Genomic DNA, 13,842 nt, shown 5'->3' with positions numbered 1-13,842 from the left:
CACTAGTCCCGGCTTCACTCGTACCCGAACGCCTTCAGCGCGGTCTCATCGTCCGACCAGCCTTCGCGCACCCGGACCCAGGTCTCCAGGAACACCTTGCGCCCGAACAGATGCTCCATCTGCTGGCGTGCCTTGCTGCCGATGTCCTTCAGGCGCGCGCCACCCTTGCCGATGACGATCGCCTTCTGGCTTTCGCGCTCGACCCAGATCACCGCGCCGATGCGCAGCATGTTGCCGTCCACGCTGAAGTTCTCGATTTCGGTGGTGGTGGCGTACGGCAGCTCGGCGCCGAGCTGGCGCATCAGCTGCTCGCGCACCAGTTCGCCGGCCAGAAAGCGCTCGCTGCGGTCGGTGATCTCGTCCTGGCCGAACATCGGCGGCGCTTGCGGCAGGTGCGCCAGCAGCTCGCGCACCAGCGCCTCCAGGCCGTTCTTCTTCAATGCCGAGATCGGATGCACCGCGGCGAAGGTGCGACCTTCAGTGACCTGCGCCAGGAACGGCAGCAGTTCGGATTTGTCCTTGAGCCGGTCGACCTTGTTGATCACCAGGATCACCGGGATGCCGGTGTCGCTGAGCACGTTGTAGGCCAGCGTGTCGGCCTCGTCCCAGCGGCCGGCCTCGATCACCAGCAGGCCGGCGTCGACGCCTTCCAACGCCCCGCGCGCGGCGCGGTTCATCACCCGGCTCATGGCCGAGGACGAATACTTGCCCTGCTGCCTGTGCAGGCCGGGCGTATCGACCAGCGCGATCTGCCCTTCGGGAAAGGTCGCGATGCCCAGCAGCCGGTGGCGGGTGGTCTGCGGACGGCTGGAGGTGATGGACACCTTGGCGCCGACCAGCGCGTTGATCAGGGTGGACTTGCCGACGTTGGGACGGCCGATGACCGCCACGCTGCCGCTGCGGTGGGATGCGGGGGTATTCATGGGAACCACTTTACCTGCGTGGCAGCTGACTGATGAGCGCGGCCGCGGCCGCCTGCTCGGCGACCCGGCGCGAATTGCCTTCGCCTTCGGCCGCCAGCGGCGGATCGGCGGTCCTGCAGCGGATCTGGAAATGCCGGGCGTGTTCCTCGCCCGATTCGCCGACCAGCTCATAGCTTGGCAGCGGCTTCTGCTTGCCCTGCAGCCATTCCTGGAGCCGGGTCTTGGGGTCCTTTTCCGGCTTGCCCACCGGCAATGCCGCCAGCGCGCTCTCGAACCACGGCAGGACGCAGGCGCGGCAGGCCTCCAGCCCGGCATCGAGATAGATCGCCGCCACCACCGCTTCCAGGGCATCGGCCAGGATCGAATCGCGACGGTGGCCGCCGGATTTCATCTCGCCCGGGCCCATGGTCAAACGCGTCCCCAGGTCCAGCTCACGGGCGATGGTGGCCAGCGAGGCTTCGCGGACCAGCTCGGCCCGGGCCCGGGTCAGCGCGCCCTCATCGGCCCTGGGCCAGCGCTGGAACAGCACCTCGGCGATCAGCAGGTTGACGATGCCATCGCCCAGGAACTCCAGCCGCTCGTTGTGCGGAGTGCCGGCGCTGCGATGGGTCAGCGCCTGCGCCAGCAGCTTGGGATCGGCGAAACGATGGCCGATGCGGTCGCTGCCGGCGACGGGGTCAGCCTTCGCCACCACCACCCCGGGTGATGTCCTGGGACAGCTCGAACCTGCCGACCACATCCAGGTTGCCGACCATCGGCCTGCGCACCTCGTACTGCACGTGCATGTTCCAGCCGGTATCGATGCGCTTGAAGGTCACATCGGCCGGCTTGATGCTGTCCGAATAGTTGATGTCCAGGCGGCGGAACAGCAGGTCCTGCAGCCTGGATGGATCCATGCTGGCCGAACCCGGCTCCTCGGCCAGCCCCTTGGCCGCCATCTTGAGCGAGTAGTACTCCTGGTACATCGGGAACAGCTTCATCCCGATGTAGGCGGCAAAGCCCACCACCGCCAGGGTGATGACGAAGCCGATCAGCGTGATGCCATCTTGATTGCGTTTCATGACCTTCCCCATTCCCCGTTGAGACATCCCGATCACTCGATGACGCGCCCGATCCGCGAGGGATCGAACCCGTTCTTGCAGAACCACCCCTCGCAATTGAGCCAGATCAGGAACGCCTTTCCCCTGAGGTTCCTTTCCGGCAGGAAGTGGGTGTCCGGCCACAGCCGGCCATCCTCGCTATTATCACGATTGTCGCCCATGACGAAATAGTGGGCGGCAGGCACCGTCCAGGTGCCCTCGCCGGTGTAGCGGTCCAGGTCTTCGTAGAGGGTGTGGGTCTTGCCCGGCAGGTCTTCCTGCAGCAGGGTGACCCGATCGCTGCCCGGCGGCAGGCCGCGGCCCTCGTAGGTGCCCAGCGGCTTGTAGCTCACCGCCTTGCCATTCACCGACAAGGTGTTGCCGGTGAAGCCGATGGTGTCGCCGGGCAGGCCGACGATGCGCTTGACCCAGCTGTTTTCCGGGTCCATCGGCGGCTTGAACACCACCACATCGCCACGCCTGGGCTCGCCCAGCGGCAGGAACTTGGTGTTGGTGATCGGCAGGCGCAGGCCATAGGCGAACTTGTTGACCAGGATGAAGTCGCCGATCAGCAGGTTGGGCATCATCGAGGCCGAGGGAATCTTGTACGGCTCGGCCACGAAGCTGCGCAGGACCAGCACGATCGCCAGCACCGGGAAGAACGCCTTGGAGTAGTCGACGATGACCGGCTCATCCTCCTCCAGCAGCCCGGCCCTGGCCGCGCGGCGCCAGGCCAGGAACAGCTTGTCGACCAGCCACACTGCGCCGGTCAGCAGGGTAAGCACCACCAGGATTGTTTCGAACCAGACCATGGACACTCCATTCAAAAGCCCTGCTCCCGCCGGCGCCCGAAGCAGCGCCCAGTGGAGAAAGGGGTCAGCGGCGAGGATCGGACCCAAGCCCTGGTGCCTGCAGCACACGGACTTGGCCGAACCCTGATCCGCCCTTGGGGGCACCTTCTCCCCACGGAGAAGGCATCAATTACTTGCTGTCCATCTGCAGCACGGCCAGGAAGGCTTCCTGTGGGATCTCCACGCGGCCGACCTGCTTCATGCGCTTCTTGCCTTCCTTCTGCTTTTCCAGAAGTTTCTTCTTGCGGCTGATGTCGCCGCCGTAGCACTTGGCCAGCACGTTCTTGCGCAGCGCCTTGACCGTGGAACGGGCGATGATCTGCGCGCCGACGGCGGCCTGGATGGCCACATCGAACATCTGCCGCGGGATCAGCTCGCGCATCTTCTCGGTCAGTTCGCGGCCGCGCCGGTCGGCCTGGCTGCGGTGCACGATCAGGCTCAAGGCATCGACCTTGTCGCCGTTGATCAGCGTGTCCAGGCGCACGAACGGGCCGGCCTGGAAGCGCAGGAACGCGTAGTCCAGCGATGCATAGCCGCGCGAGACCGACTTGAGCTTGTCGAAGAAATCCAGCACCACCTCGGCCATCGGCAGCTCGTAGCTGATCTGCACCTGGCTGGCCAGGTACTGGATGCCGATCTGCACGCCGCGCTTTTCCTCGCACAGCTTGATGATCGGACCGATGTAGGCTTCGGGGGTGAGGATGTTGGCGCGGATGATGGGCTCGCGCACTTCCGCAATCAGGTTGGCCGGCGGCAGCTTGGCCGGATTGTCCAGCACCATGGTGCTGCCATCGGTCTTAAGGACCTCGTAGACCACCGTCGGTGCGGTGCTGATCAGGTCCAGGTCGTACTCGCGCTCCAGGCGCTCCTGCACGATCTCCATGTGCAGCATGCCCAGGAAGCCGCAGCGGAAGCCAAAGCCCATCGCCTCGGAGCTTTCCGGCTCGAAGCGCAGCGCCGCATCGTTCAGGCGCAGCTTGTCCAGTGCCTCGCGCAGGGCCGGGTAATCCTCGGCGTTGGTCGGGAACAGCCCGGCGAACACCCGCGGCTGCATTTCCTGGAAGCCCGGCAGCGGCTTGGGCGCCGGATCGCTGGCCAGGGTCAGGGTGTCGCCGACCGGCGCGCCGTGCACGTCCTTGATCGAGGCGGTGATCCAGCCCACTTCGCCAGGGCCGAGCCTGGGCAGCTCCTTGCGCTTGGGCGTGAACACGCCGACCTTGTCGACCTCGTGGGTGCGGCCGGTGGACATCACCAGCAGCTTGGTGCGCGGGCCGATTTCGCCCTGCATCACCCGCACCAGCGAGACCACGCCCAGGTAGTTGTCGAACCAGGAGTCGATGATCAGCGCCTGCAGCTTGTCGGTGTCGCGCGGCCGCGGTGGCGGGATGCGCTTGACGATCGCCTCCAGCACCAGGTCCACGTTCAGCCCGGTCTTGGCGCTGACCGCCACCGCGTCCTCGGCGTCGATGCCGATCACCGCCTCGATCTCGGCCTTGGTCTTTTCGATATCGGCGGTCGGCAGGTCGATCTTGTTGAGCACCGGCACCACTTCCAGGCCCTGCTCGATGGCGGTGTAGCAGTTGGCCACCGACTGGGCTTCCACGCCCTGCGCCGCGTCGACCACCAGCAGCGCGCCCTCGCAGGCGGCCAGCGAGCGACTGACCTCATAGGAGAAGTCCACATGGCCCGGGGTATCGATGAAATTCAGCTGGTAGGTCTGCCCATCCTTGGCCGTATACGGCAGCGACACGGACTGGGCCTTGATGGTGATGCCGCGCTCGCGCTCGATCGGATTGGAGTCCAGGACCTGGGCCTCCATCTCACGCGCCTGCAGACCACCGCACAGCTGGATGATGCGGTCGGCCAGGGTGGACTTGCCGTGGTCGACATGGGCGATGATCGAGAAATTGCGGATATTCCGCATCGAGGCGGGTGAGTCAGGCGGCATGGGGGCGGCGGCTCGCGGCCGTCGTAGGGCAAACGCCAATTATCGCATGGCTGCTGCCGGACCGCCGGAATTCGGCGGCCCGGCGTCGGCCGGGGACAGTTCCCGGCGCGGGCGCGCTGCTCAGCCCGCGCCGCCGACGGTCACGGCCACGAACTGCCTGACCCCGCGCGGGCTCTGCACCAGCAGCATCAGGACATCGCCCTTCTTGACCCCGGCCACGGCCTTGTTGAAGTCGGCCACGCTGGATATCTGGCTGCGGTTGACCTGCAGCACGACCAGACCCGGGGCAAGACCGGTCTCGGCGGCCAGCGCGCGGCTGACACTGGAGATGACCACCCCGCCTTCGGGCAGGCCCAGGCGCTGGCGCTGGCTTTCCGGTAACTCCTGGACCGAGAAGCCCAGCGCCCTCTGGGGGACCGCCGGCGAGGCGCCCGGGGTTCCATCGCTGTCGGTTTCATCCTGCAGGCCGCCGGCATCTCCCACGGCCTTCTGCTCGAGCGCAGTCAGGGTCACCTCCACCTTGCGCGGCTTGCCGTCGCGGATCACCGTCAGGCTGACCTTGGTGCCCGGCGGCAGCGGCGCCACCCGCGAAGGCAGGTCCGAATAGTCGATGACCTTCTCGCCATTGAACTCGGTGATCACGTCCATCGGCTTGATCCCGGCCTTGTCCGCGCCACTGCCCGGCTGCACGCTGGTGACCAGCACGCCGTTGGTGTCGGGCAGGCCGAGCTTGCTGGCCATCGCCTCGCTGATTTCAGGGTTCATGGTCACCCCCAGCATCGCGCGGCTGACCTTGCCGGTTTTCTTCAGCTGGTCGGCGGCGCTGATGGCCAGGTCGATCGGGATCGCGAAGCTGATGCCCATGTAGCCGCCGGACTGGGAAAAGATCTGCGAATTGATGCCGACCACCTCGCCGGAGGTATTGAGCAGCGGTCCGCCGGAGTTGCCGGGATTGATCGCCACGTCGGTCTGGATGAAGCGCACGTAGTTTGGCCCGCCCATGCCGGCCCGGGTGCGGCCGGTGGCACTGACCACGCCGGCGGTGACCGAGTGGTCAAGCCCGAACGGCGAGCCGAGCGCCACCACCCACTGCCCGGGCTTGAGGGTGTTGGCTGTGCCCATGCGCAGCGACGGCAGGTTCCTGGCGTCGATCTTCAGCAAAGCCACGTCATACCCCTGATCGGTACCGACCACCTTGGCCTTGAGCGAACGGCCGTCGGAGAGCTTGACCTTGACATTGCTGGAGCCGTCGACCACGTGGTTGTTGGTCAGGATGTAGCCGTCGGGCGAGATGATGAAACCCGAGCCCATTGATTTGCCGCGCGGACGCATCCTGCCGCCCTCACCGTCCATGCCCGGCATCTGCAGGCCGGGGCCGAAGATCTGGCGGAAGATTTCCGGGATCTGCGATTCGTCGATGCCCTGGCTGCCATCAAACTGTGCGCCTGCAGCGCTGTCCTCGTCCGGGCCGCCGATGGTGGCGTCGATGTTGACCACGCCCGGGGCGACCTGTTCGACCAGCCGGGTGAAGTCCGGCAGGCCAGTCACGATCTGCGGCGCACTGCTCTGGGCAATGGTCGGCGCGATCGCGGCGGCGCTGCCGCTGGTGCTGTCCTGCTTGGCGCAGGCGGCCAGCGGCATGGTCAGGGAGATCAGGCCAATCAGGCCGAGACGGACGTGTGCATTCATCGGCTGCTAGCCTCTGCGTCGGGAATAGGGAAGAGCGGCTGGGGGCGCGGCATGGGCCACCTGCCGCGCGCGGGATCACGGTTGCGGTGAAGAGGTCGGCGGCGCCGCGCGGGCTGGCGCCTCGGGCAGGCGCGGCTGGAAGGGCTGGAAAGGGTAATACGGTGCCTGTTCGCTCGCGGCATAGCCGGTGCTGTAGGCGCCACCGGCATGCAGTTGCGGCAGGCTGGTCCGCGGCCAGGGACGCGCGGCAGCCTGGCCCAGGTGGACACCGGCGAACGGGTCCTGGTTGACTGCGGGGATTTCCGCCACCGCGCGGGCCGGCGGCGCCTTGGCCGCGGCCAGGGCCTGCCGGGTGATCGCCGCGGTGGCGCGCGCGGCCTGCTGGTTGCGGGTGGCGCTGCCGCGGCGACTGTCATCGGCCCGATGCGGCAGGCTGGCCACTGCGACCGCGGAGGCCGCCAACGCGGCGCCGGTGCCGGCGTCGTTGCGTGCGGCCGGTGCCGGTGCCGGTGCCGGCGCGGCCGGCATGGCGGCCGCTGGCGCAGGGCGGCTGGCCACCGCTGCCGGCCGCGGCGCGCTGGAAGCGGGCCTGTTCTGCTGGCCGGCCATGAATACCGCCAACAGCGCCACCGAGGCGGCGACCGCGCCACCGCCCCAGCGCAGCAGGCGATTGCCCGGACGAGGCAATTCCTGGTTGGCCGCCGGCTGCAGCGCCTGCACGGCGATCGCCGCCGACACCCGTTCGGCAAAGCCCTGCGGCGCCGGCGCCTGGGCGCGGCCACGCAGCACATCACCACACAGCTGCCAGCGCTCCCAGGTGTCGTTGAGCGCCCGGTCCTCGGCCATGCGCCGCATCAGGAAACGCGCCTGGTCCGGCGCCAGTTCGCCATCCATCAATGCGGACATCTGCTGGCGATAGTGCTGCTGGAACTTGTCGTCGATCATCGGGCGCGCTCCCGGGTGGCGCTGTCGGTTTCGAGCAAGGGACGCAGTTCGGCGTCGATGGCATCTCGGGCACGGAAGATGCGCGAGCGCACCGTGCCGATCGGGCAGCCCATCCTGGCGGCGATCTCCTCGTAGCTCAGGCCCTCGACCTCGCGCAGGGTGATCGCCGCGCGCAGTTCCTCTGGCAGTGCCTGGACCGCGCGCATCACGGCCTGCTCCAGCTGCTGGCGCATGAGTTCGCGCTCGGGCGTGTCGGTGTCGCGCAGGCGCGCACCGGAGTCGTATTGTTCTGCGTCTGACGCATCGACATCGTCGGTGGGCGGACGGCGGTTGTGGGCAACCAGATGGTTCTTGGCGGTGTTCACGGCGATCCTGTGCAGCCAGGTATAAAACTGCGCGTCTCCACGGAAACTTCCAATCGCACGATAGGCGCGCATGAAAGTGTCCTGGGCCACGTCCTGGCACTCGCTCCAGTCGTGCACGTAGCGGCCGATCAACGCCAGGATCCGGTGCTGGTACTTGCGCACCAGCAGGTCGAATGCGGCGCTGTCCCCGCGCTGTACGCGCTTGACCAGCTCGAGATCCAGCTCGACGGGTGGATCAGCGTCGGTCATGCCGGGCCGCACGCCAGTGGGCGCGGTCATGAGCCGCATCCTGTGACCGCGACGGTGGGAAAAAGTTCACCGGCGGCATGGTGGTCCTGCTGCGAGGAGATCGTGGCGGGAAAATAGCGCATCGCGCGTCGGCTGTTTGTCGGCGGTTGGCCGTGGAACATGGGGATTTGACGCAGGCCAAACAACCTGCCGATCATAACGGGCTTCCCATACTGCAACGGATGGTCCACTCCATGACAGCCAGCTTCGATGGGCTCCGATTCAGTCACTGGCGCACGCAGACCCGGCCGGACGGTGTGGTCGTGCTGCATCTGGACCGCGCGAACGCCTCGGTCAACAGCTTCTCGCAGGACGTGCTGATCGAACTGGGCGATCTGGTCGAACGCCTGGCGATCGACCCGCCCCGGGGGGTGGTGATCGCCTCGGGCAAGGCCAACGGCTTCATCGCCGGCGCGGATCTGAAGGAGTTCCAGGAGTACGACCGCAAGGGCACGGTCAACGATGCGATCCGCCGCGGCCAGGCCACCTTCCAGAAGCTGGCCGAGCTGCCATGCCCCACGGTCGCGGCGATCCATGGCTTCTGCATGGGCGGCGGCACCGAGCTGTCGCTGGCCTGCCGCTATCGGCTGGCGTCCAACGACGATTCCACCCGCATCGGCCTGCCGGAAACCAAGCTGGGCATCTTCCCCGGCTGGGGTGGCAGCGCGCGCCTGCCGCGCCTGATCGGCGCGCCGGCGGCGATGGACCTGATGCTCACCGGCCGTACCGTCTCGGCCAGCGCTGCGCGCGCGCTGGGCCTGGTCGACAAGGTCGTGGACAAGGCCGTGCTGATCGAAAGCGCCGCGGCCCTGGCGCTCAAGGGCGCCGTGCGCCCGTTCAAGCAGCGCGCCATGGGCTGGCTCACCAACACCCTGCCCGCCCGCAAGCTGCTGGCGCCGCAGATGACCCGGCAGGTCGCGCGCAAGGCGCGCAAGGAGCATTATCCGGCGCCGTATGCGCTGATCGACACCTGGGAGCGCTTTGGCGGCAAGGACATCAATGCGCGCCTGGAGGCCGAGCGTCGCGCAGTGGTCAAGCTGGCCGCCACGCCCACCGCGCGCAACCTGATCCGGATCTTCTTCCTGACCGAGCGCCTCAAGGGCCTGGGCGGAAAAGATGGCGGCGGCATGCCGCTGCCGGGGATCAGGCACGTGCACGTGATCGGTGCCGGGGTGATGGGCGGCGACATCGCCGCCTGGTCGGCCTACAGGGGCTTCGAGGTGACCCTGCAGGATCGCGAGCAGCGCTACATCGACCATGCCCTGACCCGCGCCCAGGCGCTGTTCGAGAAGAAGGTCAGGGACCCGGCCAGGCGTCCGGCGGTGGCCGCGCGCCTGAAGTCGGACCTGGCCGGCGCCGGTGTGGAAAGCGCGGACCTGCTGATCGAGGCGATCATCGAAGACCCCGAAGCCAAGCGCGAGCTCTACGCCGCAGTCGAGCCACGGCTCAAGCCGGATGCGCTGCTGACCACCAATACCTCCTCGATCCCGCTGGCGGAGCTGCGCACCCACATCGCCCGACCCGCGCAGTTCGGCGGCCTGCACTACTTCAATCCGGTGGCGATGATGCCGCTGGTGGAAGTGGTCCACCACGATGGCATGTCGGCTGAAACGGGCCAGCGTCTGGCCGCGTTCTGCAAGGCACTGGACAAGTATCCGGTGCCGGTGGCCGGCACGCCGGGCTTCCTGGTCAACCGGGTGCTGTTTCCGTACCTGCTCGAGGCGGCCACGGCCTACGCCGAAGGCATTCCCGGGGCGGTGATCGACAAGGCGGCGGTGAAGTTCGGCATGCCGATGGGACCGATCGAACTGATCGACACGGTCGGCCTGGACGTGGCCGCCGGCGTGGGCAAGGAGCTTTCGCCGTTCCTGGGCCTGCAGGTGCCGGCGGCGCTGGCCGCGGTCACCCCGGACAGCCGCGGCAGGAAGGACGGCCAGGGCCTGTACAAGTGGGAGAACGGCAAGGCCGTCAAGCCCGAGGTGCCCAAGGACTACCAGGCGCCGGCCGATCTGGAAGACCGCCTGATCCTGCCGCTGCTCAACGAGGCGGTGGCCTGCCTGCACGACGATGTCGTTGCCGATGCCGACCTGCTCGATGCCGGGGTGATCTTCGGCACCGGCTTCGCGCCGTTCCGCGGCGGCCCGATCCAGCACATCCGCGCGACCGGCGCCGATGCGCTGATCGAGCGCCTGCGCACGCTGCAGGCACGGCATGGCGATCGTTTCGCGCCACGCCCGGGCTGGGACAATCCGGTCCTGCGCGAGCCGATCGCCTGATCTTCGGCCACGCCAATCCGCCCCCGCCGGCAGCAAGCCACGCGGTGGATCGGGCATCATGAGCAGCTTCCGAACCAAGACGAAACCGACCTGCATGTTCCATCTGTCTGCGCCGACTTCCGGCACGTTCTTCCTGGCGCTGCTGCTCGGCGGCCTGGGCGTGGCAGCCAAGCTGCACTACATCCCGGCGCTGGTGCCATATGCGTTCTGGCTGGTCTGCGCCGGGCTGGTGGTACTGCTGCTGGGCAACTTGCTCAAGAGTCTGTAGCCACGCGCCACACCCGCGCGCCACACCACAAAAAACGCAGCCTGTCGGGAGCTGCGTTCTTCTTTGGTGCGATGCGAGCGCGCGGCTTACATCGTGTGCGTAGGCTTGTCCGCGTTGAGCGTGCCAGCCAGCAGGGTTTCGATCCGGTTGCGCACCGTGTCGCCCTCGCTGCCTTCGGTGAACTGCACACCGATGCCAGCCGTGCGCGCGCCCTGCGCGCCCACCGGCGTCACCCAGATCACCCTGCCGGCAACGGGCAGGCGCGCGCTGGATTCGGGCAGGGTCACCAGCACGAACACCTCATCGCCCAGGAAGTAGCGCCTGGGGGTGGGCACGAAGATGCCGCCGTTCTTCACGAAGGGGATGTAGGCGCTGTAGAGCTGCGCCTTGTCTTTCACTGTCAGCGACAGGATCCCGCCCTTTGTTGCATTCATCCCCTTCCTCCCCCGGTCGGCCCGCGCCCACCATCGCGCCAGGCCAGCAGTAGCTCCACGATCGCCAGGTCGGCGCGCACCGTGGTGCGCAACAGGTCGCGGGTGCGATTGGCCGCGTCAAACCATGCAGCCAGCTTGTTCAATCGTGCCGGATCGGTCAAGGCCGGATCAGCGGCCTGGGCCAGCACCAGATCGGCGGCATGACGCAGGCGCAGCGCGGCGTGCTCGTCGCCGGCCCAGCGCTGGGCGGTGTCGACCACGGCCAGCTGGCCGCGTTCGAGCCTGGCCAGGTCGCCGGCCACCTCGCGGCGCAGGGCCATGCCGCCTTCGGCCATCCACGCCAGGGCCAGATTGGGATGGCCGCGCGCGGCGTCCAATGCCTCGGCGGCGGCGCCTTCGGGATAGCCCTGCGCCAGCAGCCAGGCCATCGCCTCGGCGCGCGGTGGCAGGCGGATTTCCAGCTTCTGACAGCGGCTGCGGATGGTCGCCGGCAGGCGTGCCGGCTCGGCGCTGAGCAGCCACAGGTAGCGGCCGGGCTGGGGTTCTTCCAGGGTCTTGAGCAGTGCGTTCCACGCTGCCCGGTTGACCGCATCGGCCGGATCGATGATGACCACCTGGGCGCGCCCGTACTGCGGGGTGAGCGAAAGCTTCTGCGACAGCTCGCGGATCTGCTCGATCACGATCTCGGACCGCAGCTTGGTGCCGTCGCGGGTCGGGATGAACGACACCCGTTGCAGGTCCGGATGCGTCCCGGCATCGATCAACTGGGTATCGCGGTTGCTGCTGCCCGGCGCGCCGCCACTGAGCACATGCCGCGCCAGGCGATCGGCGATCGCGCGCTTGCCCAGCCCGGCAGCGCCGCACAACAGCAGTGCATGGCCCATGCGCCCGGATTGCAGCGCATCCAATGCCTGGTCGTGGGCGCGCTGCTGCCAGGGCGCCAAAGCCGTGCTCATGCCTGCGCCCCCAGCCAGGCGCGCACCGCTTCGGCGACCGCCACGGCCACCGACTGTGGCGACTGCGACGCATCGATCACCCGGAAACGCTGCGGAAAGGCCTGCGCGCGGCGACGGTAGCCTTCGCGCACCCGCTCGAAGAAATCGTCCTGCTCGCGCTCGATCCGGTCCGGCCACAGGTCGCGGCCAGCGGTGCGGGCGCGGCCTTCGCGCACGTCCAGATCCAGCAGCAAGGTCATGGCCGGCGCCACATGCACCACCCGGCGTTCGAGGTCTTCGACCAGGCTGCGATCCAGGCCACGGCCGTGGACCTGGTAGGCATAACTGGAATCGGTGAAGCGGTCGCTGACCACGAATGCACCACCGGCCAGGGCCGGTGCGATCACCCGCTGCACGTGCTGGGCGCGCGCGGCGAACATCAGCAGCAGCTCGGCTTCCGGTGCCAGCGTTTCCTCGGCCGGCTCGAGCAGGATGGCGCGGATGCGCTCGGCCAGCGGCGTGCCGCCCGGCTCGCGGGTGAGCACGACCTGGTGACCGGCCGCCTGCAGGGTGTCGCGGATCGCGGCCAGCGCACTGGTCTTGCCCGCGCCCTCGCCGCCTTCCAGGCTGATGAACCGCGGATGCTCGACCGGTTGCGGACTCATCGCGGGCCGATCCTGGCATCGGGCGCCGGCCCAGCCTGCGCATCGGCCGGCGCAAGCGCGGCTTGTTCCTCCGGCAACGGCGGCCGGCGCATGCGGTCCAGGTACTGGCGCACGGCGGCGTTGTGCTGGGCCAGCGTGGCCGAGAACACGTGCCGGCCACTGCCATCGCCCAGCGCGACGAAATACAACGCATCGCCGGGAGCCGGATGCAGCGCGGCCTGCAGCGCATCGCGACCGGGCATGGCGATCGGCGTGGGTGTCAGGCCGCTGCGCGTGTAGGTGTTGTAGGGCGTGTCGGTGGCCAGGTCGCGGCGGCGGATGTTGCCGTCGTATGCGCTGCCAATGCCGTAGATCACGGTCGGATCGGTCTGCAGCTTCATGCCCAGCCGCAGGCGGCGAATGAACACCCCGGCGATCTGCGCGCGCTCCTCGGCGATGCCGGTTTCCTTTTCCACGATCGAGGCCAGGATCAGCGCCTGGTCGGGCGTGGTCAGCGGCAGCTCGGCAGCGCGTTCGGCCCAGGCCGCGGCCAGGGCCCTGGCCATGGCCTCGTAGGCCCGTGTGAGTACATCCAGGTCGCTGTCGCCACGGACATACAGGTAGGTCTCGGGCAGGAAGCGGCCTTCGGGATGCTGGCCGGCGTGGCCGATCGCGGCCATCAGCGCGGCATCGTCCAGCTGGCGGGTCTGGTGCAGCAGCGGGGTGGCGGCGTCGAGCGCGGCGCGCAGCTGGCGGAAGTTCCAGCCTTCGACGATGGTGAAACGGTACTGGATGATCCGCCCGGCGCGCATGTTCTGCAGCAGCGTGCGCGGGGTGGTACCGGGGTCCAGGGCGTATTCGCCCACTTTCAGCTTGCCGGCCGCATCGAGCTGGCGCGCCAGCAGCTGCCATTCCAGATCGGTGCCGGCGTTGATGCCCTGCGCGCGCAGGCGCGCCAGCACGGCCCGGAAGGAATCGCCCTGCTTGACCTGCACGACCTGGCCGGTGTGCAGGCCCGGCAGCGGCGCGGACTGGAAGCCTTGATAGCGCTGCCAGCCCCACAGCGCCACGGCCGCAATGGCCAGCGCCAGCAGGACGCCAACGAGGACGATGGCGCGCAGTGCGCGCCTGCAACCTGAAGCCACGGCGATCAATCGGCGGTGAGAACGGTCGCGCAGGATACCAGCCGGCCACGGC

The 13,842-nt window shown here is 68.2% G+C and carries 14 protein-coding genes; 2 read left to right on the top strand and 12 right to left on the bottom strand.

Annotated features, from left to right (window positions below):
* Positions 1–14: 14 nt before the first annotated feature.
* The 8 genes from era to rpoE all read right to left on the bottom strand — a co-directional run bounded on the left by era (position 15) and on the right by rpoE (position 8,049).
* On the bottom strand, positions 15–923 hold the full coding sequence (gene era, locus D9R12_RS09255) for a GTPase Era (RefSeq protein ID WP_122229891.1): 909 nt from the start codon (positions 921–923) through the stop codon (positions 15–17).
* Positions 924–933: 10 nt separating this feature from the next.
* Positions 934–1,620, bottom strand: a complete 687-nt coding sequence (rnc, locus tag D9R12_RS09250; protein ID WP_014161129.1) for a ribonuclease III — start codon at positions 1,618–1,620, stop codon at positions 934–936.
* The gene (locus D9R12_RS09245) at positions 1,601–1,984 is read right to left on the bottom strand and encodes a DUF4845 domain-containing protein (RefSeq protein WP_014161130.1); all 384 of its coding nucleotides are present in this window, start codon (positions 1,982–1,984) and stop codon (positions 1,601–1,603) included. Before D9R12_RS09245 ends, rnc begins: the two co-directional genes overlap by 20 nt.
* Before the next feature lie 32 nt (positions 1,985–2,016).
* Positions 2,017–2,814 carry a signal peptidase I gene (gene lepB, locus D9R12_RS09240; RefSeq protein WP_122229890.1) on the bottom strand — a complete coding sequence of 266 codons (798 nt, stop codon included), beginning with the start codon at positions 2,812–2,814 and terminating at the stop codon, positions 2,017–2,019.
* Between the two features lie 169 nt (positions 2,815–2,983).
* Positions 2,984–4,777, bottom strand: a complete 1,794-nt coding sequence (gene lepA / locus D9R12_RS09235; protein ID WP_014161132.1) for a translation elongation factor 4 — start codon at positions 4,775–4,777, stop codon at positions 2,984–2,986.
* Between the two features lie 144 nt (positions 4,778–4,921).
* On the bottom strand, positions 4,922–6,490 hold the full coding sequence (locus tag D9R12_RS09230) for a Do family serine endopeptidase (protein ID WP_122229889.1): 1,569 nt from the start codon (positions 6,488–6,490) through the stop codon (positions 4,922–4,924).
* 75 nt (positions 6,491–6,565) lie between these two features.
* On the bottom strand, positions 6,566–7,435 hold the full coding sequence (locus tag D9R12_RS09225) for a sigma-E factor negative regulatory protein (protein ID WP_014161134.1): 870 nt from the start codon (positions 7,433–7,435) through the stop codon (positions 6,566–6,568).
* Positions 7,432–8,049 carry an RNA polymerase sigma factor RpoE gene (gene rpoE, locus D9R12_RS09220; RefSeq protein WP_122229888.1) on the bottom strand — a complete coding sequence of 206 codons (618 nt, stop codon included), beginning with the start codon at positions 8,047–8,049 and terminating at the stop codon, positions 7,432–7,434. The genes D9R12_RS09225 and rpoE overlap by 4 nt, the downstream gene beginning before the upstream one ends.
* A 233-nt stretch (positions 8,050–8,282) precedes the next feature.
* Between rpoE and D9R12_RS09215 the strand changes: the two genes are divergently transcribed.
* Together D9R12_RS09215 and D9R12_RS15775 are read left to right on the top strand one after the other, a co-directional pair.
* Positions 8,283–10,364: a 3-hydroxyacyl-CoA dehydrogenase NAD-binding domain-containing protein gene (locus tag D9R12_RS09215; protein WP_122229887.1), complete on the top strand. Its 2,082-nt coding sequence runs from the start codon at positions 8,283–8,285 to the stop codon at positions 10,362–10,364.
* A gap of 94 nt (positions 10,365–10,458) precedes the next feature.
* Positions 10,459–10,632, top strand: coding sequence for a hypothetical protein (locus tag D9R12_RS15775; RefSeq protein ID WP_170159205.1), 174 nt, complete (start codon positions 10,459–10,461; stop codon positions 10,630–10,632).
* A gap of 86 nt (positions 10,633–10,718) precedes the next feature.
* On the opposite strand, the gene D9R12_RS09210 is transcribed toward D9R12_RS15775, so the two are convergent.
* From D9R12_RS09210 to mltG, 4 genes are read right to left on the bottom strand one after another with little or no spacing between them, the layout of a single operon-like run.
* Positions 10,719–11,066, bottom strand: coding sequence for a PilZ domain-containing protein (locus tag D9R12_RS09210; RefSeq protein ID WP_014161138.1), 348 nt, complete (start codon positions 11,064–11,066; stop codon positions 10,719–10,721).
* Positions 11,063–12,022, bottom strand: a complete 960-nt coding sequence (locus D9R12_RS09205; protein ID WP_122229886.1) for a DNA polymerase III subunit delta' — start codon at positions 12,020–12,022, stop codon at positions 11,063–11,065. Before D9R12_RS09205 ends, D9R12_RS09210 begins: the two co-directional genes overlap by 4 nt.
* Entirely contained in the window at positions 12,019–12,666 is a 648-nt protein-coding gene (gene tmk / locus D9R12_RS09200) for a dTMP kinase (RefSeq protein WP_122229885.1), read from the bottom strand. The genes D9R12_RS09205 and tmk overlap by 4 nt, the downstream gene beginning before the upstream one ends.
* Positions 12,663–13,796, bottom strand: coding sequence for an endolytic transglycosylase MltG (gene mltG / locus D9R12_RS09195; protein WP_425479088.1), 1,134 nt, complete (start codon positions 13,794–13,796; stop codon positions 12,663–12,665). Before mltG ends, tmk begins: the two co-directional genes overlap by 4 nt.
* Positions 13,797–13,842: the final 46 nt, after the last annotated feature.

This window comes from Pseudoxanthomonas spadix (genome assembly GCF_003703395.1).
GTDB classification, from domain to species: Bacteria; Pseudomonadota; Gammaproteobacteria; order Xanthomonadales; family Xanthomonadaceae; genus Pseudoxanthomonas_A; species Pseudoxanthomonas_A spadix.
Note: the sequence above shows the minus strand (reverse complement) of the source record. Positions and strands in the feature narration are given on the sequence as shown.